Annotated in this window: 17 protein-coding genes; 1 reads left to right on the top strand and 16 read right to left on the bottom strand. The window is 60.9% G+C overall.

Annotated features, from left to right (window positions below):
• From ligA to ACQY1L_RS05360, 8 genes are all read right to left on the bottom strand, one after another.
• Positions 1–2,178, bottom strand: coding sequence for an NAD-dependent DNA ligase LigA (gene ligA / locus ACQY1L_RS05395; protein WP_430243186.1), 2,178 nt, complete (start codon positions 2,176–2,178; stop codon positions 1–3).
• 179 nt (positions 2,179–2,357) lie between these two features.
• Positions 2,358–4,031 (bottom strand): DNA repair protein RecN, encoded by a 1,674-nt coding sequence (gene recN, locus ACQY1L_RS05390; protein ID WP_430243184.1) that lies wholly within the window; start codon positions 4,029–4,031, stop codon positions 2,358–2,360.
• Between the two features lie 40 nt (positions 4,032–4,071).
• A complete protein-coding gene (locus ACQY1L_RS05385; protein ID WP_062456202.1) occupies positions 4,072–4,938 on the bottom strand; it encodes an outer membrane protein assembly factor BamD in 867 nt (288 codons plus the stop codon).
• Between the two features lie 192 nt (positions 4,939–5,130).
• Positions 5,131–6,087 carry a UDP-3-O-acyl-N-acetylglucosamine deacetylase gene (lpxC, locus tag ACQY1L_RS05380; RefSeq protein ID WP_430243182.1) on the bottom strand — a complete coding sequence of 319 codons (957 nt, stop codon included), beginning with the start codon at positions 6,085–6,087 and terminating at the stop codon, positions 5,131–5,133.
• A 366-nt stretch (positions 6,088–6,453) separates the two neighbouring features.
• On the bottom strand, positions 6,454–8,214 hold the full coding sequence (ftsZ, locus tag ACQY1L_RS05375) for a cell division protein FtsZ (RefSeq protein ID WP_209901252.1): 1,761 nt from the start codon (positions 8,212–8,214) through the stop codon (positions 6,454–6,456).
• An 82-nt stretch (positions 8,215–8,296) separates the two neighbouring features.
• Positions 8,297–9,628, bottom strand: a complete 1,332-nt coding sequence (gene ftsA, locus ACQY1L_RS05370) for a cell division protein FtsA (RefSeq protein ID WP_430261981.1) — start codon at positions 9,626–9,628, stop codon at positions 8,297–8,299.
• Positions 9,625–10,545 (bottom strand): cell division protein FtsQ/DivIB, encoded by a 921-nt coding sequence (locus ACQY1L_RS05365; RefSeq protein ID WP_062456190.1) that lies wholly within the window; start codon positions 10,543–10,545, stop codon positions 9,625–9,627. The genes ftsA and ACQY1L_RS05365 overlap by 4 nt, the downstream gene beginning before the upstream one ends.
• Positions 10,533–11,459, bottom strand: a complete 927-nt coding sequence (locus ACQY1L_RS05360; protein WP_113167595.1) for a D-alanine--D-alanine ligase — start codon at positions 11,457–11,459, stop codon at positions 10,533–10,535. Before ACQY1L_RS05360 ends, ACQY1L_RS05365 begins: the two co-directional genes overlap by 13 nt.
• Positions 11,460–11,852: 393 nt before the next feature.
• Here ACQY1L_RS05360 and ACQY1L_RS05355 point away from each other — a divergent pair, with 393 nt between their 5' ends.
• A complete protein-coding gene (locus ACQY1L_RS05355; RefSeq protein ID WP_062456185.1) occupies positions 11,853–13,157 on the top strand; it encodes an MFS transporter in 1,305 nt (434 codons plus the stop codon).
• Between the two features lie 453 nt (positions 13,158–13,610).
• Here ACQY1L_RS05355 and murB read toward each other — a convergent pair whose 3' ends face one another.
• From murB to ACQY1L_RS05315, 8 genes are read right to left on the bottom strand one after another with little or no spacing between them, the layout of a single operon-like run.
• Complete coding sequence (gene murB / locus ACQY1L_RS05350; RefSeq protein ID WP_113110663.1) at positions 13,611–14,585, bottom strand: UDP-N-acetylmuramate dehydrogenase; 975 nt, start codon at positions 14,583–14,585, stop codon at positions 13,611–13,613.
• A 1-nt stretch (position 14,586) separates the two neighbouring features.
• A complete protein-coding gene (gene murC, locus ACQY1L_RS05345) occupies positions 14,587–15,996 on the bottom strand; it encodes a UDP-N-acetylmuramate--L-alanine ligase (protein WP_062456179.1) in 1,410 nt (469 codons plus the stop codon).
• Complete coding sequence (murG, locus tag ACQY1L_RS05340; protein ID WP_430243178.1) at positions 15,993–17,117, bottom strand: undecaprenyldiphospho-muramoylpentapeptide beta-N-acetylglucosaminyltransferase; 1,125 nt, start codon at positions 17,115–17,117, stop codon at positions 15,993–15,995. Before murG ends, murC begins: the two co-directional genes overlap by 4 nt.
• Before the next feature lie 4 nt (positions 17,118–17,121).
• On the bottom strand, positions 17,122–18,276 hold the full coding sequence (ftsW, locus tag ACQY1L_RS05335; protein ID WP_430243176.1) for a putative lipid II flippase FtsW: 1,155 nt from the start codon (positions 18,274–18,276) through the stop codon (positions 17,122–17,124).
• 2 nt (positions 18,277–18,278) lie between these two features.
• Positions 18,279–19,685, bottom strand: a complete 1,407-nt coding sequence (murD, locus tag ACQY1L_RS05330; RefSeq protein WP_092660614.1) for a UDP-N-acetylmuramoyl-L-alanine--D-glutamate ligase — start codon at positions 19,683–19,685, stop codon at positions 18,279–18,281.
• 4 nt (positions 19,686–19,689) lie between these two features.
• Positions 19,690–20,793 carry a phospho-N-acetylmuramoyl-pentapeptide-transferase gene (gene mraY, locus ACQY1L_RS05325; protein WP_062456167.1) on the bottom strand — a complete coding sequence of 368 codons (1,104 nt, stop codon included), beginning with the start codon at positions 20,791–20,793 and terminating at the stop codon, positions 19,690–19,692.
• Between the two features lie 30 nt (positions 20,794–20,823).
• Positions 20,824–22,257, bottom strand: a complete 1,434-nt coding sequence (locus tag ACQY1L_RS05320; protein WP_430243173.1) for a UDP-N-acetylmuramoylalanyl-D-glutamyl-2,6-diaminopimelate--D-alanyl-D-alanine ligase — start codon at positions 22,255–22,257, stop codon at positions 20,824–20,826.
• Positions 22,254–23,726: a UDP-N-acetylmuramoyl-L-alanyl-D-glutamate--2,6-diaminopimelate ligase gene (locus ACQY1L_RS05315; protein WP_062456161.1), complete on the bottom strand. Its 1,473-nt coding sequence runs from the start codon at positions 23,724–23,726 to the stop codon at positions 22,254–22,256. The genes ACQY1L_RS05320 and ACQY1L_RS05315 overlap by 4 nt, the downstream gene beginning before the upstream one ends.
• Between the last annotated feature and the right edge of the window lie 36 nt (positions 23,727–23,762).

Genomic DNA, 23,762 nt, shown 5'->3' with positions numbered 1-23,762 from the left:
TCAGCCACCGATAAACGTCAGCCACTCGTCTTCCGTCATCACCTCGACGCCGAGTTCCCTTGCCTTGTCGAGCTTGGAACCGGCGCCGGGGCCGGCAACGACATAGTCGGTCTTCTTGGAAACGGAACCGGCCACCTTGGCGCCGAGCCCTTCCGCACGCGCCTTGGCCTCGTCGCGGGTAAAGCGCTCCAGCGAGCCGGTGAAGACGACCGTCTTGCCGGCAACCGGGCTGTTCGACGCAGCGATCTGTTCTGCCGCCTGCGGCGTCACTTCGGTGAGGAGGCGCGTCACGACATCGAGATTGCGGGGCTCCTTGAAGAACTCGACGATGGCGCGGGCGACGATCTCGCCGATGCCTTCGATATTGTTGAGGTCAGCCCAGGCATCCCCGGAGAGACTGGCCGCTTCCTTCATGGCCTCGGCAAAGGCCTCGTAGGTGCCGTAGTGACGCGCCAGAAGCTTTGCCGTCGTCTCGCCCACATGGCGGATGCCGAGCGCGTAGATGAAGCGGTTGAGCGCGATCGAGCGCCGCTCGTCAATCGCGTCGAACAGCTTCCTGACGCTGATTCTCCCGAACCCGTCGATGTTTTCGAGCTTCAGCAGTTTCGATGTTTCCTGACGCTTTTTCAGCGTGAAAATGTCGGGCGCTGTGCGGATCTGCAAAGCCGGATCTTCCGCTTCGAAGAACAAGTCGACCTGCTTTGCGCCCAGCCCTTCGATGTCATAGGCACTGCGCGAGACGAAATGCTTCAGGTGTTCGGTTGCCTGCGCACGGCAGACGAAGCCGCCGGTGCAGCGGGTGACCGAATCGAGCTTGCCGGTCTTCTCGTTCTTCTCGCGCACCGCATGACTGCCGCAGACCGGGCATTTCTTCGGGAACTCATAGGCCTTGGCATCCGCCGGCCGCTTTTCCATGACGACGTCGAGCACCTGCGGGATGACGTCGCCGGCCCGCTGCACGATGACGGTGTCGCCGATGCGGATGTCGTGATCGTCCTCGCGGATCCGCTCGCCGGAATTGCCGATGCCCTTGATATAGTCCTCGTTATGCAGCGTCGCATTGGTGACGACGACACCGCCGACGGTGATCGGGGTCAGTCGCGCGACCGGTGTCAACGCACCGGTACGGCCCACCTGGATATCGATATTCTCGACCGTCGTGAACGCCTGCTCGGCCGGGAATTTGTGCGCCGTCGCCCAGCGCGGCGAGCGCGAGCGAAAACCAAGGCGCGCCTGCAGATCGAGCCGATCGACCTTGTAGACGACACCGTCGATATCATAGTCGAGTTCCGGACGCTCGAGGCCGATCTCGCGGTAATGACCGAGGATCTCGTCGAGGGAATTCAGCCGCTTCATCAGCGGATTGACGGGGAAACCCCAGTCCTTGAAGGTCTGCACCATCTCATATTGGTTGCTCGGCAACTCGTTCGGCTCGGAAATCTCGCCCCAGGCATAGGCAAAGAATTTCAGCTTTCGGCTTGCGGTCACCTTGGCATCGAGCTGCCGCAGAGATCCTGCCGCCGTGTTGCGCGGGTTGACGTAGAGCTGCTTGCCCTTCGCCTCCATCTCCGCATTGAGCGCCAGAAAATCGCTCTTGCCCATATAGACTTCGCCGCGCACCTCGACGATCGCAGGAACGCCCTTGGGCAGCCGGTTCGGGATTTCCTTGATCGTCTTGATATTGGCGGTGACGTTTTCGCCCGTCGTGCCATCGCCGCGGGTCGCGGCATTGACGAGGATCCCGTTCTCGTAGCGGATCGACATCGACAACCCGTCGATCTTCGGTTCAGCCGTAAAGGCGATCGAGCCGTCCGGCAACTGACCGAGGAAGCGGTAGACGGAGTTCACGAAGTCGCGCACGTCGTCATCGGCAAAGGCGTTGTCGAGCGAGAGCATGGGTCGCGAATGGGTGATCTGCGCAAAGGTCGGCAGAGGTGCCGCACCGACCTTGATGGACGGCGAATCGGCCCGGATCAACTGCGGGAAACGGTCTTCGATCGCCGCATTACGCTTCTTCAGCGCGTCGTAGGCGGCGTCGGAAATGTCAGGCGCGTCCTTGGCATGGTAGAGCTCGTCGTGATGGGAAAGTTCACGCGCCAGTCGCTCCAGCTCATCAGCCGCTGCCTGTTCCGTCAAGTCATCAACAGGGGTCTCGGTCGGGGTCTGGTCGGCGGCCATGCGGGAATCTCCATCTTCAACGGCATTTCTAGTGCAATTTGAGAAGATTGGAAGAAGCAGCGCCCATCTCGCCTGTGACTGAACGCCACGAAATACAGCATCGTTTCGGGATACCGGATTGCGTTACGCCCTGTCCGGGTGAGCCTGACCGCACGCTCCCGCGACTGCCGGATAACCGTTTAGCTCTTGCCCGCAAGCAGGCTTCTGGCGGCCGCCCTCGCCTCGTCCGTTACCGAAGCGCCGGCCAGCATGCGGGCAATTTCCTCGGTGCGGTTTTCAGGCGCCATGGTGGCCACCCGCGTGGCAATCTTGTCGGAACCGTCGCCGGCCGGACCCTTCGAGATCAGAAGATGAGTCGCAGCACGGGCCGCCACCTGCGGCGCGTGGGTGACCGAAAGCACCTGCACGGTGCCCGACAGACGCTTCAGCCGCTGGCCGATCGCATCCGCCACCGCACCACCGACACCAGTGTCGATTTCGTCGAAGACGAGCGTCGGTGCCGAGCCGCGATCGGCAAGCGCCACCTTGAGCGCCAAAAGGAAGCGCGACAGCTCGCCACCGGAGGCAACCTTCATGATCGGCCCGGGGCGTGTGCCCGGATTGGTCTGGACATGGAATTCGACCGTATCGATACCCTCGGCCGCCGCAGCCTCCGGATTGGCGGTCACCTCGACCATGAAGCGGGCCCGCTCCAGCTTCAGCGCCGGCAATTCCTGCATCACCGCTTCGGCCAACGTCTCCGCGCCCGCTTTACGTTTGTCAGAGAGAACGAGTGCCGCCCGATCGAATTCCTCTTTCGCAGCGGCCGCGATTTTTTCCAGCTCACCCAGCCGTTCCTCGCCGGCATCGAGATCGGCAAGGTCAGCCACCATCTTCTCGGCAAGCGCCGGAAGATCGACGACGGCGACCGAATATTTGCGGCCGGCGGCACGCAGGGCGAACAGCCGTTCCTCGACTCGCTCCAGTTCACGCGGATCGAACTCGGTCCGGCGAAGCGCCGTTTCGACTTCCATCTGTGCGTTCGACAGATGGTTGAGCGCCTGATCCAGCAGCTCGACGGTCTCTTCCAGCAGCCCAGGCGCCTCGTGGCTCTTGCGCTCGAGGCGGCGCACCATGGAGGCGATCAGCGGCACGGGCGAACCGTTGCCATTGAGAAATTCCGACGCTTCCGAAATATCACCGGCAATGCGCTCGGACTTCTGCATCTTCGAGCGCTGCTCGGCCAGCTCCTCCTCCTCGCCGTCGCGGGGAGAGAGGGCTTCCAGTTCCTCGACCGAGGCTCTGATGTAATCGGCTTCGCGCGCAGCGGCCTCCACCTTGGCGCGATGCGTCTTCAAGCTCCGGTCGGCATCCCGCCAGGATTTGTAGAGGTGGGAAACCGCGAGAACCTCATCGTTGAGGCCTGCAAACGCATCGACAAGAGTGCGGTGGGCGCCGGTATCGATCAGCGCGCGATCGTCGTGCTGGCCGTGGATCTCGACCAGAACCTGCCCCGCCTGGCGCATCATCTGCACGCTGACCGGCTGGTCGTTGATCGAAGCGCGGGTGCGGCCGTCGGCCGACTGGATACGCCGGAAGATCAGATCGCCTTCGTCGTCTATGCCGTTGTCGCGCAGAAGCTTGCGGGCGGAATGGTTCATCGGCACGTCGAAGACCGCCGTCACCTGCCCCTTATCCTCGCCATGGCGCACAAGACCGCCGTCGCCGCGGCCGCCCAGCGCCAGAGAAAGACTGTCGAGAAGGATAGATTTGCCTGCACCGGTCTCGCCGGTCAGCACGGATAGGCCCGCTTCGAAGGCAAGGTCCAGCTTCTCGATCAGAACGATGTCGCGGATCGAAAGCTGGATCAGCATGCGGCCTCGCCTATCCTGTCAGGCACTTGGTTGAAAGGTCTCAGGCGCCGACGAGCTTTGCGCCGGCACGCGCAATCCACGAGCCCTTGTTCTCGCGCGGCTGAACGCCGCCAGATTGAAGCAGCTTGTAGGAGTCTGCGTACCACTGGCTGTCCGGATAGTTGCGGCCAAGCACGGCTGCGGCGGTCTGCGCCTCTTCGACGATGCCCATCGCGTAATAGGTTTCCGTCAGACGCGCGAGGGCTTCTTCAACCTGGTTGGTATTGGAAAAGGTCTCGACGACCCTGCGGAAGCGCGAGATGGCGGCAAGATATTCCTTGCGCTCGAGATAGTATCGCCCGACCTGCATTTCCTTGCCGGCAAGCTGGTCACGCGCAAAGCGGATCTTGGCCTGCGCATCCTCGACATATTCCGAATCGGGATAATCACGGACGACCTTGGTCATCGCATCGATCGTGTTGTTGGCGGCCTTCTGGTCCTGCGTGACGTCGGCGACCTGCTTGGAATAGGCAAGGCCGACCAGATACTGCACGTAGGCCGAATCTGCGGAGCGCGGGTACTGGTTGAGATAGCGGTTACCGACGGTGATGGCTTCGTCGTTGCGGCCCATGCGATACTTGCTGAACGTGCTCATGACGAGCGCCTTGCGGCCCCATTCGGTGAACGGGTTCTGCTTCTCGATGGCGTCGAACTTGCGGCTCGCTTCGACGATATTGCCCGCCTTCATGTTGGCAAGGCCCTGATTGTAGAGGGCCTCGGGCGACTCGCTTTCGAAACCGAGCTTGGTGATGTCGATGTCTTTGTCCGACTGGCATGCGGTAAGGCCGAGACCGGCACCCGCAAACACCAACGATACAAGTGCGATCCTTGCCGCTCTACGCATTTCTACAGCCTTCGCATACGCCATTCGACAATTCCCGATGTCCCGCCCGTTTTGCCCTGCTGCCCGAAAGCAGGTCGTTCTAGCCATAAAAGTATTGGCAGAGCAACGCAATGCTCACCCATTAACGCATTTTTGTGGCACCGACCGCAGCACACATGGCTATTCAAAAGAAAAGCCGCTTCCAACGGAAGCGGCCAAGTCGACTGGAGTTGTTATTCAAGCAAAAGACGGCGCCAGTTCACTGACGCTGACCGGAACGAAATCTCCGGCCCTCACGCGCGCAACCCGCGACGATGGCGCTTCGACGATTTCATAAGCCGTCGGATCGTTGAGCAGAGCTTTCAGCGCATTGGCGTTCATCTTGTGGCCGCCGCGATAGGAGCGGTAGCAGCCGATGAACTGAGCGCCGGCAAGCGCAAGATCGCCAACCGCGTCCAGCGTCTTGTGGCGCACGAATTCGTCCTGATAGCGAAGACCCTCGACATTCACGACCGTTTCGTCATCGGAAATGACGACGGAATTCTCAAGCGACGAACCGAGAGCGTAGCCAGCAGCCCAAAGGCGCTCGACGTCACGCATGAAGCCGAATGTACGAGCCCGTGAAAGATCCTGCTTGAACCGCGCTGCGGTCAGTTCACCGTTCCAGCTCTGACGGCCGATCAGCGGAGATGCGAAATCGATCTCGACTTCAAAGCGGGTACCATCATGCGGCCGGAACTCGGACCAGGACGCGCCCGATTCGATTCGGACCGGCTTGATGACACGGATGTAGCGACGCTTCACATTGAGATTGACGATGCCGACCTGTTCGATCGCATCAATGAAAGGATAGGAGCTGCCGTCCATGATCGGCATTTCGGCGCCATCGACATCGACAGTCACGTTGTCGATCCCGAGCGCGTAGAGTGCTGCCATCACGTGTTCGATCGTGGCAACCCAGGTGGCCGGCGACGAACCGAGGATCGTGCAGAGATCGGTCGGTCCAACCTGAGAGGAGACGGCGCGGTATTCGGCAGAAGATCCGTCATCAAACTGACGCGCGAAGATGATACCGGAATTGGCTTCAGAAGGCTGGAATGTGATGCTGACCGGAGACCCCGAATGCACGCCAATACCGGTCAAAGAAACCGGGGCCGCGATGGTGGTCTGGAAACCGAGCAATCCGATGGTCATTCTAATGCCTTCTCTCAAGACCCCTGGTCTGGGATCGAGCTTGGTTAGATACCGGCGACAACGCCTCTCAAACGTTCATGTCAGCATCACTTATCGTCTTACATACGCAGGCGTCTTTAACATTCCAAATCACTGTTCGTATCGGATTGTTACGCCACCAACCCGCAGAATGACGCGGTGTTAGGACTCAAGGCACAAACGCGGACGTCTACCGGTAACAACCTGAATTAAGGCAACTTTTCCGGAGGTCCAGGACAAAATCCTTAACGCCTCAGGCGTCCGGATACACAAAGCCCGGGTGCAACGACCCGGGCTCTGCAGACATTTGTTGAACGCCGCGCGCTGACGCTGCGACGCTCCCACAAATCAGTTCGACTGACGGCGAAGGAATGCCGGAATTTCGAGCTGATCGTCGTCATGCTGCGAGCTCTGCGGTACCGAACGACCGTGATCGTCGAGGTTGCCGCGACGCGGTGCGTAGAGGCTTGCCTCAGGCGACAGCGGACGGCGCTGCTGCTGAGCCGGTGCCGGAGCGGCGGCCGGTTCGACATGCTCTTCTTCATCACGACGGCCAAGCGAGTTGGTGATTCGCTTCAGAAGACCCATCGGGCCGCGCTCTTCCTGCACATGGCTGGCAGGCTGGGTGCGGTGATCCATCTCGGCCTTAACGACCGGCGGGAAATCCTCGACCTTCGGCATGCGGACCGGTTCCATGACGGGTTCGCGGTAGACAGGCTCCTGCTGAACCGGCTGTGTCATGCGTGGTGCTGGCTGCTGCGTCATCTGCGGAGCCGGGCGCGAAACCTGCGGAGCGGCTTCAACCGGTGCAGACTGTGCGAACAGACGGCTCTGCGGACGGAATGCCTCTTCGGCCGGCGGCTGCTGCTGCATGACTGGCTGCGGCGCGGGCGCTGCAGGCTGCTGCATGACCGGCTGCGGGATAGCCAGTTCGCGTTCCATGTCGGCTTCGGCCTGGCGGATGGTCTCGGCGATCGGATCGACTGCCTTCGGAGCCATTGGCGCAGGCGCTGCGGCCTGAACCGGTGCCTGCATCATGACAGGCTGCTGTGCGGCCGGAGCCGGAGCAACGGCCGCCGAAGGACGGATAATCGGCTTCTGGGCTGCGCGCATTTCAGCGGCACGCAGGTCGATTTCGCCATGGGCGCGGTCGATGCCGGTGGCAACGACGGAGACGCGGATGATGCCTTCCAGCGCTTCGTCGAAGGTTGCGCCGAGGATGATGTTGGCGTCCGGATCGACTTCTTCGCGGATGCGGGTTGCCGCTTCGTCGACTTCGAACAGTGTGAGGTCGCGACCACCGGTGATGGAGATCAGCAGGCCCTGTGCACCCTTCATCGAAGTCTCGTCGAGCAGCGGGTTGGCGATAGCAGCTTCCGCTGCCTGCATCGCACGGCCCGAACCCGAAGCTTCGCCGGTGCCCATCATCGCACGGCCCATTTCGCGCATCACGGAACGAACGTCCGCGAAGTCGAGGTTGATGAGGCCTTCCTTGACCATCAGGTCGGTGATGCAGGCAACGCCCGAATAGAGAACCTGGTCGGCCATGGCGAAGGCGTCGGCAAACGTCGTCTTGTCGTTGGCGATGCGGAATAGGTTCTGGTTCGGAATGACGATCAGCGTGTCGACCGACTTCTGCAGTTCCTGGATGCCCTGTTCGGCAAGCCGCATGCGGCGACCGCCTTCGAAGTGGAACGGCTTGGTAACAACGCCAACCGTGAGGATACCCTTGTTGCGGGCAGCCTGTGCAACGACTGGAGCAGCACCGGTGCCGGTGCCGCCGCCCATGCCGGCGGTGACGAAGCACATATGCGTTCCGTTAAGATGATCGATGATCTCGTCGAGGCATTCCTCAGCGGCAGCGCGACCGACTTCCGGCTGCGAACCTGCGCCGAGACCTTCGGTGACCTGCACACCCATCTGGATGATCCGCTCGGCCTTGGTCATGGTCAGCGCCTGGGCATCGGTATTGGCAACGACGAAATCGACGCCTTCCAGCCCTGCGGTGATCATGTTGTTGACGGCATTGCCGCCGCCGCCGCCGACGCCGAAAACGGTGATCCGAGGCTTCAGCTCGGTAATATCAGGCTTTTGAAGCTTGATCGTCATTGTACCTGTCCTTCTTCTCGTGGCCGCATTGCCGAGCTGGCCAATTCATTGCAACTTCTCTGATCCGGGAGCAGAGCCCGGGTCAAAAACTTTCCTTGAGCCATTGCCCGACGCGGGCGAGACGGCCGTTTCCATTTCCGAGCGAGCCGATCAGGCCGCTCTGGGATGCATGTGTTTCGAGGTCTGCGACCTGCGGGTAGATCATCAGTCCTACGGCCGTCGAAAAGGCCGGGCCCTTGGCGGCAGCCGGCAAGCCGGAAATGCCCATCGGACGACCAATACGAACATTGCGGGCCAGAATGTGACGGGCTGTCTCCGACAGGCCAGTCAACTGGCTTGCACCACCCGTCAGAACGACGCGCTTGCCGACGATCGGGCTGAAACCGGATTTCTGGATCCGGTCACGAATCAGTTCCAGCGTTTCTTCGATGCGGGCCTTGACGATTCGGGTGACGAGCGAGCGCGGAACCTGGGTCGGCTGGTCGCGGTCGTCCTCGCCGATCGGCGGAACCGAAATCATGTCGCGGTCGTCTGCGCCGTTGGAGACGGCCGAGCCATGCACGACCTTCATCCGCTCGGCATCCTCGATCCGGGTCGAAAGACCACGTGCAAGGTCCGTGGTGACGTGATGGCCACCGAGGCCGATCGCATCCGTATGAACGAGCTTGCCTTCGGCAAACACCGAAATTGTTGTCGTGCCGCCGCCCATGTCGATCGCTGCACAACCCAGTTCGACTTCGTCGTCGACAAGGGCTGCAAGGCCGCTGGCATAAGGCGTTGCCACCATGCCCTCGACGGACAGATGCGCACGGTTGATGCAGAGCTCGAGGTTACGCAGCATCACGCGCTCGGCGGTGACGACATGCATATCGACGCCCAGCATATCGCCGTACATCGCCAGCGGATCGCGGATCCCGACTTCGCCATCCAATGTGAAGCCGGTCGGCAGCGAGTGAAGGATTGCGCGGTCCTGGCGAGCCGACTTCTGGCTGGCGGCGACGAGAACACGCTTCAGATCGGCCAATTCGACTTCCTGTCCACCGAGGTCGATCGATGCCGTATAGACGTCGCTGGTCAGACGACCGGCAGAAACATTGACGATGAGGCTGTCGACCGTGAGGCCGGCCATGCGCTCTGCAGCGTCAACCGCAAGACGGACGACGCTTTCCGCCGCATCGAGATCGCCGATGACGCCGGACTTGACGCCGCGCGAACGCTGGTGGCCGATGCCGATGATCTCGACATGATGGGTCCGACCCGGCAGGATCTGGCTTTCCTGCTTTGGCGTCAGCCGAGCAATCATGCACACGACCTTGGTCGAGCCGATGTCGAGCACCGAAACGATGTGGCTGCGCTTGGAAGACAGTGGCTTCATGTGCGGAAGCCCGTAATTGGAAGAACCGAATACACTCACGTCTCTCCTGCCTTCTTCAACGCCTTCGTGCGTGCCTCGACTGCCTCGTTGCGGCGTTCGGTGGCGGCAGAAGTAAGTTCAACGGTTGTGCGGTCGTGCAGGCGAAGATCGACGGCAGCGATGTCACGCTCCAGGATCCGTTCTTCCTTTTCCAGACGAGCCAGCACGCTGAGCGCGGTCTCGACCTGGGTTTCCGGCAGCTTCAGGACAACGCCGTTGTCGATGTGCAAATCCCAGCGACGACCGGCGACGCGGACGTACGCCTTTACCCGCGAGCGAAGCTCCGGCCACGCAGCCATCTGATCGACAAAAGCGGATGCGGCCTTGTCTGCTTCACGACCCACGAACAGCGGCAGGGAAGCGAACTTGCTGTCCCGCAGCGGCGCGATGATGGAACCGTTCTTTTCGATCAGAGCGAGATCCGAACCGTTCTGCCAGATCCCGAAAGCTTCGCGCTCCTTGAGCATGACTTCGATCGTGCGCGGATAGACTTTGCGGACTTCGGCATAGCGAACCCAGGGAAGCTCGGACAGCTTGCGGCGCGCCTGATCGACATCGAGAGCGACCAGCGAGGTCGTGCCATCGAGACCGAGAAGCTGAAGGATATCGATCTCCGACGTCTGGTCATTGCCCGAGACGCGAACGTCTTCGATGGCGAAACCGACGGCCGCTGTCGTCGCCTGAGCAACCGTCTGGGCATGACCGCCAAGCGACATTCCGTAGAGGCCGACAACCGCGAAGAAACCGAAAGTCGCGAACGTGCCGGTATGATCAGGGATATGGATGCGGCCCGTCGCAAGGCTCAAGCCGAAGCGGACGACGCGGCGCAGTGGACGCGGCAGTACACGACGCTCTTCAGCGCCGAGATAGTTTGCCCGGCCGTGATCGTCAGCTTTTTTGCTATTCAACGCAAACACGACGCGTCCTCCACCATCCAACGGACGAGACCACCAAAAGTATGACCAGCATGAACAGCCATCTCAGGCACAAGCGAGGTCGGCGTCATCCCGGGCTGCGTGTTGATTTCCAGCCAGATGACTTCGCCGTCTTCGGAAAACCGGTCGTCGAAGCGAAAGTCCGAGCGACTGACGCCACGACACCCCATCGCCCGGTGCGCCTCAAGCGCCAAGGATTGAATTTTTTGGTAAATATTTGGTGAAATTTGTGCAGGAATGACGTGACTCGAACCACCGACCGCATATTTCGCATCGTAGTCATAGAACGCATCGCCGTTCGGGATGACTTCCGTCACACCCAGCGCCACGTCGCCCATGACGCCGCAGGTCAGCTCGCGGCCATAGACATAACGCTCGACCATCACCTGGCTGCCGTACTTCCATTCCGGCGAGGTAATGATCTGCGGCGGGTGAGACTGGCCTTCCTTGACGATGACGACGCCGAAGGACGAGCCTTCGCGCACCGGCTTGACGACGTAAGGGGTCGCGATCGGATGCTCGTTGGTAAACTCATGGCGATCCATGACCTTGGCTTCAGCAACAGGAATACCGGCAGCCTTGGCCACGCGCTTGGCCTGCTGCTTGTCCATCGCGAGAGCGGAAGCAAGAACGCCGGAATGCGTGTAGGGAATTTCGAGATATTCGAGCACGCCCTGGATGGTGCCATCTTCACCGAAGGGACCATGCAGCGCATTGAAGGCGACATCCGGGCGCAGGCTGGCAAGAACCGCTGCGACATCACGATCGACATCAACCCGCGTCACCTTGTAACCCTCGCCTTCCAAAGCCTCAGCACAGGCGTTGCCGGAAGACAGGCTGACCGGCCGCTCGGAGGAAAACCCTCCCATCAATACAGCCACATGCATGTCGTTCATCAACCACTCCCGGAAAAGGGCTTTAGGCTTAAGCGACATCGCTTGCGCCAAACTTGTACGACCAACGATTCTTTCTCAGATCTGATCGCCAGGCTATTGGTGCACCAAAATGGTTAACAAATCGTTTACTTTCCTCAATGGGAGAACCCAACAGGCTGAAATTGAAGCACAAATTAGATTTTGAAATGGTTAATGCAGGACTTGAGGTCGCAGGGTACCGCACGGGACATGCAGCTCGAACAGCTGCTCGAACGCGGCAAGATCGCAATGGATCAGGGGTGAAAACGTGCCGTTTATTGCGCGTTTTTTGTTTTACTCGTCAGAAAACTGCTGTATGTCGCAGCCGGTACTCCTTGAGAGCCGCATATTTAAATCTCCTGAATTGGAATCAGTATGACAAACGCGACGCCTCCCGCTTCGCCGTCAGCTGAGCCGTTAGCGCATGTTGCAATGAATTCTCCTGCACGCGTCCTGACGGCCAGCCTGGTCGGCACGACGATCGAGTTCTTCGATTTCTACGTTTACGCGACGGCTGCGGTCCTCGTCTTCCCGGCGCTGTTCTTCCCCAACAGCGATCCGACGACGGCGCTGCTTGCCTCGTTCGCAACCTTCTCGATCGCATTTTTTGCCCGCCCGCTCGGAGCCGTCGTGTTCGGCCATTTCGGTGACCGGATCGGACGCAAGACCACGCTGGTTGCCGCACTTTTGACCATGGGCATTTCCACCGTGATCATCGGCCTGCTGCCGACCTATGAGACGATCGGCGTGGCAGCACCGCTGCTTCTGGCGCTTTGCCGTTTCGGCCAGGGCTTTGGCCTCGGCGGCGAATGGGGCGGTGCTGTTCTGCTCGCGACCGAAAACGCGCCTCCGGGTAAGCGCACCTGGTACGGCATGTTCCCGCAGCTTGGCGCTCCTGTCGGCCTGTTCCTGTCTTCGGGCGTGTTCTGGATCCTGCTGCACTTCATGTCGCAGGAAGCGCTTCTGTCCTGGGGCTGGCGCATTCCGTTCATTGCATCGATCCTGCTGATTGCCGTTGGCCTCTGGGTACGCCTCTCGATCACCGAGACGCCAGCCTTCCAAAAGACGATCGACAAGCAGGAGCGGGTCGAGATCCCGGTCGTGGAACTGTTCCGCACGCATAAGCGCAGCCTGGCGCTTGGCACTTTCGTGGCACTTGCAACCTTCGTGCTGTTCTACATCGGCTCGGCCTATCTACTGTCCTACAACGTCAAGATCCTGAAGATGCCGTTCCTCGATGCGCTCGAGGTGCAGCTGCTCGGCTCGATCGTGTTCGGCATTTTCATTCCGATCGTTGGCAAGCTGGGTGACCGCTACGGACGCCGCGAGATGCTGATCGTGACGACGGTGCTGATCGGGCTGTTCTCGTTTGTCCTGCCGGCACTGATGACCAATGGCGAAGGCATGATCTTCCTGTTCGTCGTACTGGCGATGGTGCTGATGGGCATGACCTATGGCCTGATCGGAACGGCACTGGCCGCTCCCTTCCCGACCGCGGTCCGCTATACGGGCTCGTCGATCACCTTCAACCTCGCCGGCATCTTCGGCGCGTCGCTCGCGCCCTATATCGCAACCTACCTCCAGGCCAATTACGGCATGGCCTATGTCGGCTACTATCTCGGCATCGCTGCCGTGATCACGCTGGTCTGCATCCTCCTGTCGGGCAAGGACGAGGTCTAAGCTAAACCGGAATCAAAATGACAAAAAAGCCCGCGAAGTCTCTGACTTCGCGGGCTTTTTTTGTGTGAACTGTCACTCTCCTGGATGTAGCCGGTGCTTGCGACGGCTGCTTCGCTCCGCAAGCAAGACGGCAACCCAACCCGCTCCAGCGATCACAAAGGGCAGGACATACAGGAAGAAGAAAGTGGGTGCGTTCATGAGATCAACTCTCCAAGAGCACGTCTTGCACCCCAATGTAGTAGCAAACCGCCGGAAATCCAAGCCAGCGTCGAAAGGGCGATAGACAGCGAGATACCAGCCGAAGCTGCTCCGTTGGAAAGCGAGACAGCCGGAGCTATGAAACCCGCGGCCACACAGGCCGTCGAAAGCCTGTCCAGCGAATTCGCCAGAAGTTTGGTTCGCTCGTTGTGTATCAGCGTCATTCGCCCATCCTTGAAGAAGGACTAGTTATAGCTACTCCGTCGTCGCACCCTGGAAGGGCCGCACTTCCCGGCCCGGCATGAAGATACCGAGGCGCTTGATCTCCCACTCCAGCTTGATGCCCGATTTGTCGAACACGCGCTGGCGCACCATCTCGCCGAGATATTCGAGATCATAGCCGGTGGCATGGCCGATATTGATCATGAAATTGCAATGCAGCGACGACATCTGGGCGCCGCCGTTCATCAGGCCGCGGCCGCCGGCCTCGTCGATAAGGCTCCAGGCGGAATGGCCTTCCGGGTTCTTGAAGGTAGAGCCGCCGGTCTTTTCCTTGACCGGCTGCACGGTCTCGCGGTGCTGGCGCACAGCGTCCATGTCGGCGCGGATCTTGGCACGGTCCTCCGGGTACCCTTCGAACACCGCATGGGTGAAGATCAGGTCCTTGGAAGCCGATGAATGGCGGTAGCTGTATCCCATGTCCTCGTTGGAAAGCACATGCTCGTTGCCCTCGCGATCGACGGCATGGACTTCGACCAGCCGCTCGGCAGTCTCCCCGCCATTGGCGCCGGCGTTCATCCGCAGCGCCCCGCCAATCGAACCCGGTATGCCGTAGTAGAAGGCAAACCCGCCGATACCATTGTCCATCGCCATCGCAGCGAGGTGCTTGTCCGGGCAGATCGCACCGGCCTTGATCCGGTTGTCACCCATGAGATCGAGCTGGCCGAACCCCTTGGCAGAGAGACGGACCACAACGCCCGGAATACCACCATCACGCACCAACAGATTGGAGCCGACGCCGACAACGGTCAAAGGGACCTCTTGCGGCAGCATCTTGAGGAAAGTCGCGAGATCCTCGGCGTCATGCGGCTGGAACATCAGCTCGGCAAGTCCGCCCGCCTGGAACCACGTGACACGGTCCATCGGTGCGTTCGGCGTCAGACGACCACGCAAGTTCTTGACGCCGTCCCCGAGTGACGTCAGCAGCTTTTCCCCATTTACTTGTTTCATTCTACTGTCCCGAAAATCTCTCAAGTTCCTTCGGCAACGACGCAGCCCATTGCGTGATGTTGCCTGCCCCCAGAAGCACCACGAAATCCCCCGGCTTCGCAATGCCGGAGACGATCGAAGCCAGTTCGCTCGGAGAGGTCATGTAACGCGCGTCGCGGTGGCCGCTCGATTTGATCCGCGACACCAGCGATTCTGAATTGACCCCTTCGATCGGATCTTCCCCCGCGGCATACACCGGCGCAAGGATGATACTGTCGGCATCGTTAAAACAATTCGCAAAATCGTCAAACAGGCTCGACAACCGGGAGAAACGGTGCGGCTGGTGGACGGCGATGACACGCCCCTGGCATGCCTCGCGCGCTGCCTTCAGCACGGCCTTGATCTCGACCGGATGGTGACCGTAATCGTCGAAGATGGAAACGCCGTCGACAGTGCCGGTCAGGGTGAAGCGGCGCTTGACGCCGGAGAAATTCGCAAGACCCTTGCGGATATTCTCTTCCGATATCCCGAGCCGGTTTGCGACGGCAATCGCAGCCGTTGCGTTGGAGATGTTGTGGCGGCCCGGCATCGGCAACACCAGATCCTTGAAGGTGAAGATCCGACCGGTGCGACGGCGACGGATTTCCACGTCGAAGATCGACTTGGTACCCTCCATGCGGATGTTCGAAAACCGCGCATCGGCCTGCGGGTTCTCCCCGTAGGTCACGACCTTGCGGTCCTCGATCTTGCCGACCAGCGCCTGCACTTCCGGGTGATCGAGGCAGAGAATGCCGAAGCCGTAGAACGGCACGTTCTCGACGAATTGCCGGAAGGCCGCCCGCACCGCGTCGAAATTGCCGTAGTGGTCGAGATGCTCCGGATCGATATTGGTCACAACCGCAACGTCGGCGGGCAGCTTCAGGAAGGTACCGTCCGATTCGTCGGCTTCCACCACCATCCACTCGCCCTCGCCCATGCGGGCGTTGGTGCCGTAGGCATTAATGATGCCGCCGTTGATGACCGTCGGATCGAGATTACCGGCTTCGAGCAACGCCGCGACCATCGAAGTCGTGGTGGTCTTGCCGTGCGTGCCGCCGATCGCGATCGCATTGCGGAAGCGCATCAGCTCCGCCAGCATTTCCGCGCGCCGGACGATCGGCAGCGATTTTTCGCGTGCCGCGACCAGTTCCGGGTTGTTCTTCTTGATCGCTGTCGAAACGACCACGACTTCCGCATCGCCAAGGTTTTCGGCGGTATGGCCGACGAAAACCGGGATACCCTTGTCGCGCAGGCGCTGCACGTTGGCGCTATCGGCCTGGTCGGAGCCCTGAACGTTGTGGCCGAGATTGTGCAGCACTTCGGCGATACCGCTCATGCCGATCCCGCCGATGCCGATGAAATGAACGAGGCCAATAGCCTTCGGCATCTTCATGCCCGTACTCCCTTGAATTCTGCAATATTTTTACGTTCAGCAACCGCGGTGACGAGGTCTGCAAGTGCGATCGCCGCATTGGGCCGACCTGCCCGCTTGGCGGCTGCCGCCGTCCGTTCCAGCCGCTCCGGCTCATTCATGGCAGACGATATCATCGCCGAGAGGCGTTCCGGCGAAAGCTCGGACTGCGCCACGACCTCGGCTCCGCCGGTCGCAACGAGCGCCGCCGCATTGGCCGCCTGGTCGTGATCCAGAGCATAGGGATAGGGCACCAGAATGGACGGTCGCCCGATCACCGAGATCTCCGATACCGTCGATGCACCCGAGCGGCACACCACGAGATGCGCCGCCGCAAGACGCTCGGCCATGTCGGGGAAGAACGGCGAGATTTCTACCTTCGAATTCAGCTTGCCGAAGCACGAGCCGACACGGCCCTGATCCTCGGGGCGTGCCTGCTGTGTCACAACCAGCCTGTCCCGCTCGGATTGATCGAGAAGGCTCAAGGCCGTGGGCACGGCAGACGAGAAGAACTGAGCGCCCTGGCTACCACCGAACACGACGAGCCGGAACGGATCAGTTCCCCGCGACGCGACGTAGGGCACGTTTGCGGCTTCCAGAACCGCGGGACGCACCGGATTGCCGGTCGTTACGGTCTTTGCCGCGTATGTCCCGGTCGTTTCGGGAAGAAACCCGCCAGCGATCGCCTGCACCCTCGAAGCCAGCGCCTTGTTGGCGCGGCCCATCACCGCATTTTGCTCATGGATGATCGTCGGCACGCCCATGCCGGTCGAGGCCATCAATGGCGGGACTGTTGGATAGCCACCGAAGCCGACGACCGCGATCGGCCGCAAACGCGATATCAGCTTGCGCGCGGCGCGAAGACCGGTCCAGAGCTTCCAGGCAGTCCGCGCCATCGCGATCGGATTTTTCGATCCGAACGTCGCCGACGGTACGACATGAATCTCGTCCGCCGGAAACTTGCCAGCAAAACGCTCGGCGCGGCTGTCGGTCACCAGATGCACGGAAAAGCCCCGTGCTTTCAGCTCGTGACCCAATGCTTCCGCAGGAAAAAGATGACCGCCGGTTCCCCCGGCGGATAACAGAATAATGCCCTTGCTCATATACCTACTCCGCGGGAACTCCGGACGCGACGCGGAACAAGCTGCGTTCCTGCGCGCGCCGTTCCGGCCGGTGACGTGTGAGTGCCAGAATAAAACCAGCTGTCACACATATGGCGATCATCGACGATCCGCCATAGGAGATCAACGGAAGCGTCATTCCCTTGGCCGGCATCAACTCGAGATTGACGCCGATATTGATCATCGACTGTATGCCGATCTGCAGCACAAGGCCGGCGACGGCAAAGCGGTTGAAGTCGTTGCGCTCGTTGAAGGCATGCTTGAGGCCGCGCAGCACGATGAAGGCGAAGATTGCAACAAGCGCCATGCAGAAGATGATGCCGAATTCCTCGGCCGCGACGGAGAACACAAAGTCGGTGTGACTGTCGGGCAGGATCCGCTTGACGATGCCCTCGCCCGGGCCCTGGCCAAACCAGTTGCCGCGCACGATCGCCTCATGCGCTGTCTCCACCTGGAAGCGGTCGCCTTCGCCGGTCAGGAACTTGTCGAAACGGGCCGTCACGTGCGGCAGCATGTAATAGGCCGCAAGAAGACCGCCGACACCGACACCGCCGAGCAGAACGATCCAGAGCCACGGCATGCCGGCCATGAAGAACATGCCGCCCCACACGATGCTGGTCAGGATCGTCTGCCCAAGGTCGGGCTGCGCGACAAGAAGGGCCGCGACGATGCCGAACAGGATGATGGCGAAGAGATTGCCCGGAATTTCAGGCTGCCGTGCGTGCTCTGAAAACAGCCAGGCGCAGACCACCACGAAGGCGGGCTTCATGAATTCGGACGGCTGGATGGACAGTGCGCCAACACCGATCCAGCGCCGCGCCCCCTTGACCTCGACGCCGAAGAACAACGCCAGAACCATCGCGGCCAGCGAAAGAGTAAGAAGCACGATTGCGGTCCTTCGTACCTGACGCGGGGTCAGGAACGACAGGCCAATCATGATGGCGAGTGACGGAATGAGGAAAACCGCATGGCGTTCGACGAAGTGGAAGTCTGAGAGACCGATGCGCTGGGCAACGGCTGGCGATGCCGCAAACGACAACATGAACCCGATGCCCATCAGCATGATAAAGGCCGCCAGGAAAAAACGGTCGATCGTCCAGAACCAGTCTGCGAGCGGTCCACGGTCTGCGCGGCTTACCATATTCAGTTTCCTTTTCCGGTATCGACCAGCATGTCCACACTGTCGAGAGCTGCGACGAGTGCGACAAACGCATCGCCGCGCACTTCGAAATTCTTAAACTGATCAAAGCTGGCGCATGCCGGCGACAACATCACTGCCGACGAAACAGTGTCGGCTGCCGCATCTGCGGCTGCATGGGTAACGGCCCGTTCGAGCGTGCCCGAAATTTCGTAAGGGACCGTGTCTCCAAGAGTTGCTGCGAATGCCGGTGCTGCTTCTCCGATCAAATAGACTTTTGTTATATTCTGGAAGAGTGGTGCGAGGCTTGCGATGCCGCCTTCCTTGGGAAGACCGCCCGCAATCCAGTAGATCCGCTCATAGCTGGAAAGCGCAGGGGCCGCGGCTTCGGCGTTCGTTGCCTTCGAATCATTGACGAAAACAACATGGTCCCGTCTCCCGACCGGCTGCATGCGGTGCTTGAGGCCCGGGAATGACCGCAGACCGGCGCGGATGTCATCGGCAGACACGCCGACCGCCAGGCAGGCTGCAATCGCCGCTGCCGCGTTCTGAGCATTGTGGCTGCCCTTCAACGTCGGGATGCCATCGAGGTCGACGAGCGCAGACGAAACGCCACCATTCATCTCGATGAGCCGGGTTGTCTCGGCATAGATACCATCGGCGACCGCATTACGCTTGGAAATGCGACGAACCTTGACGCCTGTGCGCTCGACCCGGTCGGCGATCAGCGTCGAATAGCTGTCGTCGACGCCGATGACGGCGGTCTTCGCCCCAGCAACCAATCGCTCCTTGATGTCGGCATAATGCTGCATCGTGCCGTGACGGTCGAGATGATCGGGCGTGAGGTTAAGCAATATGCCGGCCGTGGGATTGAGCGTCGGAGCCAGATCGATCTGGTAGGACGAGCATTCGACGACGTAATACCGTTCGGCCTTCGGCGGATCGAGCGTCAGGATCGCCGTCCCGATATTGCCGCCCAGTTGCGTGTCGCGCCCGCTTGAGCGCAGGATATGCGCAATCAGCGCCGTCGTGGTCGATTTGCCGTTGGTGCCGGTGATGGCGATGAACGGGCAATCCGGCGCATGCGCCCGGCGCTCGCGCACGAAAAGCTCCACATCGCCGATGATCTCGACGCCGGCAGCACGCGCCAGATCTGCGCTCCAATGCGGCTTTGGATGGGTCAGCGGAACGCCCGGAGACAGGACGAAGGCCGCCTGCGCGCTCCAGTCGATGGTTCTCAGGTCCGCCGTCTCGATGCCGGCAACGTTTGCCTTGGCGACGCTGTCAGGATTGTCGTCCCAGGCCAGAACCGTGGCACCGCCGGCAACCAGAGCCTGCGCGGTCGCCAGCCCCGAACCACCGAGACCGAATAGTGCGACACGTTTTCCGCTGAACGTCGTGACCGGGATCATCGGATCACCGCAGCTTGAGGGTCGAGAGGCCGAGCATCGCGAGGCCGACGGCGATGATCCAGAACCGGATCACGACCTGGCTTTCGGTCCAGCCAAGCTTTTCGAAATGGTGATGGATCGGCGCCATCAGGAACACACGCCGGCCGGTCATCTTGAAGAAGCCGACCTGAATGATCACGGACATCGTTTCCATCACGAACAGGCCGCCGATGATCGCCATGACGATCTCGTGCTTGGTGGCGACGGCAACCGAACCGATCAGGCCGCCGAGTGCCAGCGAACCGGTATCGCCCATGAAGATCGCAGCCGGCGGGGCGTTGAACCAGAGAAAGCCGAGGCCAGCCCCGATCACCGCGCCCATGATGACGGCGAGCTCACCGGTTCCGGGGACAAAATTGATCTGCAGATAGCCTGCAAAGACGGCGTTACCGACCAGATAGGCAATCACCCCGAACGACGCGGCGGCAATCATGACCGGCACAATCGCCAACCCGTCGAGACCGTCAGTCAGGTTGACCGCATTGCCGGCGCCGACGATGACGAAGCCACCGAACAGGATGAAGAAATAGCCGATATTGATCAGGAAATCCTTGGCGAAGGGAAAGGCGACCGAGGTTGCCAGATGCGGGTTTCCCGCAGGCTCCGTCACCATCGCAAGTCGCATCATGAAGAACACGGCGATGCCGGCGATGAGGAACTCGATGCCGAGGCGCGCCTTGCCGGAAAAGCCCTTGTCGGTCTGCTTGGTGACCTTGAGATAGTCGTCGTAAAAACCGATCGCGCCGAATCCGAGCGTCACGAGCAGCGTGGCGACCACGTAGATGTTGGAAAGATCGGCCCAGAGCAGCGATCCGCCGACGATGCCGGCGAGAATCATCAACCCGCCCATGGTCGGCGTACCGGCCTTCTTGAAATGGGTCTGCGGTCCGTCGGCGCGGATCGGCTGACCCTTGCCCTGACGGATTCGGAGTGAATTGATCATCCGTGGCCCGAACATGAAGACGATGAACGCCGAGGTGAAGAGCGCCGCTCCCGTCCTGAACGTGATGTATCGGAACAGGTTGAAGAACTGAATCTTGTCTGCCAGTTCCACGAGCCAGATCAGCATAAAGGGCCCTTTCAAAAAAGCCGCGTCGTCTTAAGGTTGGCGGTCCGTGTCGGAAAAAGCCGGGTAGTTGTCAAGCAGCGCGGCAACGATCTTGCCGAAACCAAGCCCAAGTGACGACTTCACCATCAGCACGTCGCCGGGAATGACGGAGCGCACGACGTATTCAGTCAGTGCGTCCGTCGTTTCGAAATACTGTACGTCGACACTATCAGGCAGCGCATCCCGCAGAGCGGCCATTTCCTTGCCGGCGAGCCAGACGTGCTCGATCCCGGAGGCGAGCAATGGCCCGCCCAGCTCTTCGTGCACCTGGGCCGAGAACTCGCCCATTTCCAGCATGTCGCCGAGGACGGCAATGCGGCGACCGGTGAGTTCCGGTGCTGTCGCTGCGAGCAGGGAGATCGCGGCCCGAACGGAGGCAGGATTAGCGTTGTAGCTCTCGTCGATCAGCGTCAAATGGCCTTCGCCAATACCGAGACGATGGCGCTGTCCCCTGCCCTTGACGGCCTTGAGTTCGGCCAGCGCCTGCCCCACCGAGCCCATGTCGGCACCGAGGAGGAGCGCCGCTCCTAAAACTGCCATGGCATTTTCGGCGATGTGGCGGCCAGGTGCGCCGATTACGAACTCCTTCGTCTCGCCATTGAGAACGGCCCAGATAACGGAGCTCTCGGCATTGCCCTCGAAATCGGCAAGGCGATAGTCGGCCTTTGCATGCTGGCCAAACGTCATGACGTGGCTGATACCCAACTCGTGGGCTTTCTGTTCCAGCATCGCAAACTGTGCATTGTCGTGGTTGAGGATGGCAGCCCCGCCGGGCTCGATACCCTCAAGGATCTCGGCTTTGGCAGCCGCGATCTCTTCGAGACTGTTGAAATGCCCGAGATGGGCGGCCGCAATCGTCGTGATGATCGCCACATGCGGGCGCACCATCTTGACCAGCGGCCGGATCTCGTCGGCATGGTTCATGCCGATCTCGAACACGCCGAAATCCGTATCGGACGGCATGCGCGCAAGCGTCAGCGGGACGCCCCAGTGATTGTTGAACGAGGCGACGGCCGCATGCACCTTGCCGGACGGGGCAAGCGCATGCCGCAGCATTTCCTTGGTCGTCGTCTTGCCGACCGAACCGGTTACGGCAACGATACGGGCGCGGCTGCGGTCACGCGCCGCGATCCCGAGCTTGACGAGTGCGGCCAGCACGTCCTCGACGACGATCATCGGGATCGTCAGACGGCCCATTGCCGGCAGCTTCGCTTCTGAAACGACGATCAGCGATGCACCGTTGGCAATCGCCATGCTGGCATAGTCATGCCCGTCGACCCGGTCACCCTTGATGGCGAAAAACGCTTCACCCTCGGTGATTCCGCGGCTGTCGATCGAAAGACCGGTGACGCCTTCCGGCATCTGCCCGATCGGCCGGCCGTCCATGACGGTGGCCATTTCCTGCGAGGTCCAAAGAAAGCTCACGATGCTACGCCCTCCGCCAGGTCCTGCAATGCCTTGCGCACTTCGACATGATCGGAGAACGGCAATGTCGTTGCCCCAACCGTCTGTCCTTCCTCATGCCCCTTGCCGGCAACGATCAGCGTATCGCCAGTTTTGAGCAGTCCGACCGCGTGACGGATTGCCTTTGCCCTGTCGGCGATCTCTTCCGCGCCCGGCGCTGCCGCCATGATCTCGGAGCGGATCGTGGCTGGCTCCTCGGAGCGAGGATTGTCGTCGGTGACGATCACCACGTCCGCAAGGCGGGTGGCAATCTCTCCCATGATCGGACGCTTGCCCTTGTCGCGATCTCCGCCGCAGCCGAACACAACGACCACGCGGCCGGTGGTGAACGGACGCACGGAGCTCAGAACGTTCTCGAGCGCATCGGGCTTGTGGGCGTAATCCACATAGGCAAGCGCGCCATCCTTCGTCTGGCCGACAAGCTCGAGCCGGCCGGATGCGCCGACGAGCTTTTCAAGCGCTGCCATGGCAACAGCGGCCGGAACGCCGGTCGACATCGCAAGTCCTGCGGCAACCAGCGCATTGGCCACCTGGAAGTCGCCCGCGAGCGGAATATCGACCTCATAGATCTTGCCGTCCGCATGGATCTCCGCGGTCTGCTTGTGACGGAAGTGTTCGACACGCTTCAGGCAGAGATAACCGCCCTTGCGCCCGACGGTCCGGATGCTGAGGCCTGAAGCAAGTGCCACCTCGATCGCAGTTTCAGTCCAGCGGTCGTCGGCAAAGATCACGGCCGGAGCGCCCGCAGGTGCCAGCGTATCGAACAGCCGCATCTTGGCGGCCATGTAGCTCTCGACAGTCGGATGGTAGTCCATATGGTCGCGGCCAAGATTGGTGAAACCGACAGCTGACAGCTTGACGCCGTCGAGACGGCTCTGGTCGAGACCGTGGCTGGACGCTTCCATCGCCGCGTGGGTGACGCCTTCGGACGCGAGTTCCGCCAGTAGCTTCTGAAGCTCGACGGGATCAGGCGTGGTCAGCGAGCCGTAGTCGTTGCGATCAGGCGAGACGACGCCCGTGGTGCCGATCTGTGCAGCCGCATGGCCGGCATAGGCCCAGATCTGCCGGGTGAAGGAGGCAACCGAAGTCTTGCCGGCAGTGCCTGTTACCGCAACCATCGTCTCCGGCTGAGCGCCATACAGCCGAGCGGCAGCGATTGCTAGAAAGCGGCGTGGATTGTCCACGACCACAACCGGGATGCTGCTGTCTGCCGGATGGGACGCGATGGCGACAACCGCGCCCTTGGCGGCGGCATCGTCGACAAAGCGCGACCCGTCAGCCTTGGATCCAGCAAGAGCTGCGAACAGCATGCCCTCGGCGATTTGCCGACTGTCCGAGGAAAGACCGAGAATATCCACATCACCGGCTGGTCCAGCCAGGATATCGGCCGCTTCCGGAAAATCGTCTCCGGCAAGATCGCGCAGTTTCATCGGTAATCTTTCCATCTAACAGCAGGCTCCCTCACG

Origin of the sequence: Neorhizobium sp. DAR64862/K0K3, from assembly GCF_050500185.1 — a bacterium.
Classification (GTDB): Bacteria; Pseudomonadota; Alphaproteobacteria; order Rhizobiales; family Rhizobiaceae; genus Neorhizobium; species Neorhizobium soli.
Note: the sequence above shows the minus strand (reverse complement) of the source record. Positions and strands in the feature narration are given on the sequence as shown.

Bases quoted from the DNA above. Each gene is read 5' to 3' on its own strand.
- ACQY1L_RS05355 (WP_062456185.1), top strand. From the start codon at position 11,853: ATGACAAACGCGACGCCTCCCGCTTCGCCGTCAGCTGAGCCGTTAGCG.
- ACQY1L_RS05385 (WP_062456202.1), bottom strand. From the start codon at position 4,938: ATGGCGTATGCGAAGGCTGTAGAAATGCGTAGAGCGGCAAGGATCGCA.
- murD (WP_092660614.1), bottom strand. From the start codon at position 19,685: ATGATCCCGGTCACGACGTTCAGCGGAAAACGTGTCGCACTATTCGGT.
- ftsZ (WP_209901252.1), bottom strand. From the start codon at position 8,214: ATGACGATCAAGCTTCAAAAGCCTGATATTACCGAGCTGAAGCCTCGG.
- ligA (WP_430243186.1), bottom strand. From the start codon at position 2,178: ATGGCCGCCGACCAGACCCCGACCGAGACCCCTGTTGATGACTTGACG.
- murG (WP_430243178.1), bottom strand. From the start codon at position 17,117: ATGAGCAAGGGCATTATTCTGTTATCCGCCGGGGGAACCGGCGGTCAT.
- ACQY1L_RS05360 (WP_113167595.1), bottom strand. From the start codon at position 11,459: ATGAACGACATGCATGTGGCTGTATTGATGGGAGGGTTTTCCTCCGAG.
- ACQY1L_RS05315 (WP_062456161.1), bottom strand. From the start codon at position 23,726: ATGAAACTGCGCGATCTTGCCGGAGACGATTTTCCGGAAGCGGCCGAT.
- lpxC (WP_430243182.1), bottom strand. From the start codon at position 6,087: ATGACCATCGGATTGCTCGGTTTCCAGACCACCATCGCGGCCCCGGTT.
- mraY (WP_062456167.1), bottom strand. From the start codon at position 20,793: ATGCTGATCTGGCTCGTGGAACTGGCAGACAAGATTCAGTTCTTCAAC.
- murC (WP_062456179.1), bottom strand. From the start codon at position 15,996: ATGAAGATGCCGAAGGCTATTGGCCTCGTTCATTTCATCGGCATCGGC.
- recN (WP_430243184.1), bottom strand. From the start codon at position 4,031: ATGCTGATCCAGCTTTCGATCCGCGACATCGTTCTGATCGAGAAGCTG.
- murB (WP_113110663.1), bottom strand. From the start codon at position 14,585: ATGAAACAAGTAAATGGGGAAAAGCTGCTGACGTCACTCGGGGACGGC.
- ftsW (WP_430243176.1), bottom strand. From the start codon at position 18,276: ATGGTAAGCCGCGCAGACCGTGGACCGCTCGCAGACTGGTTCTGGACG.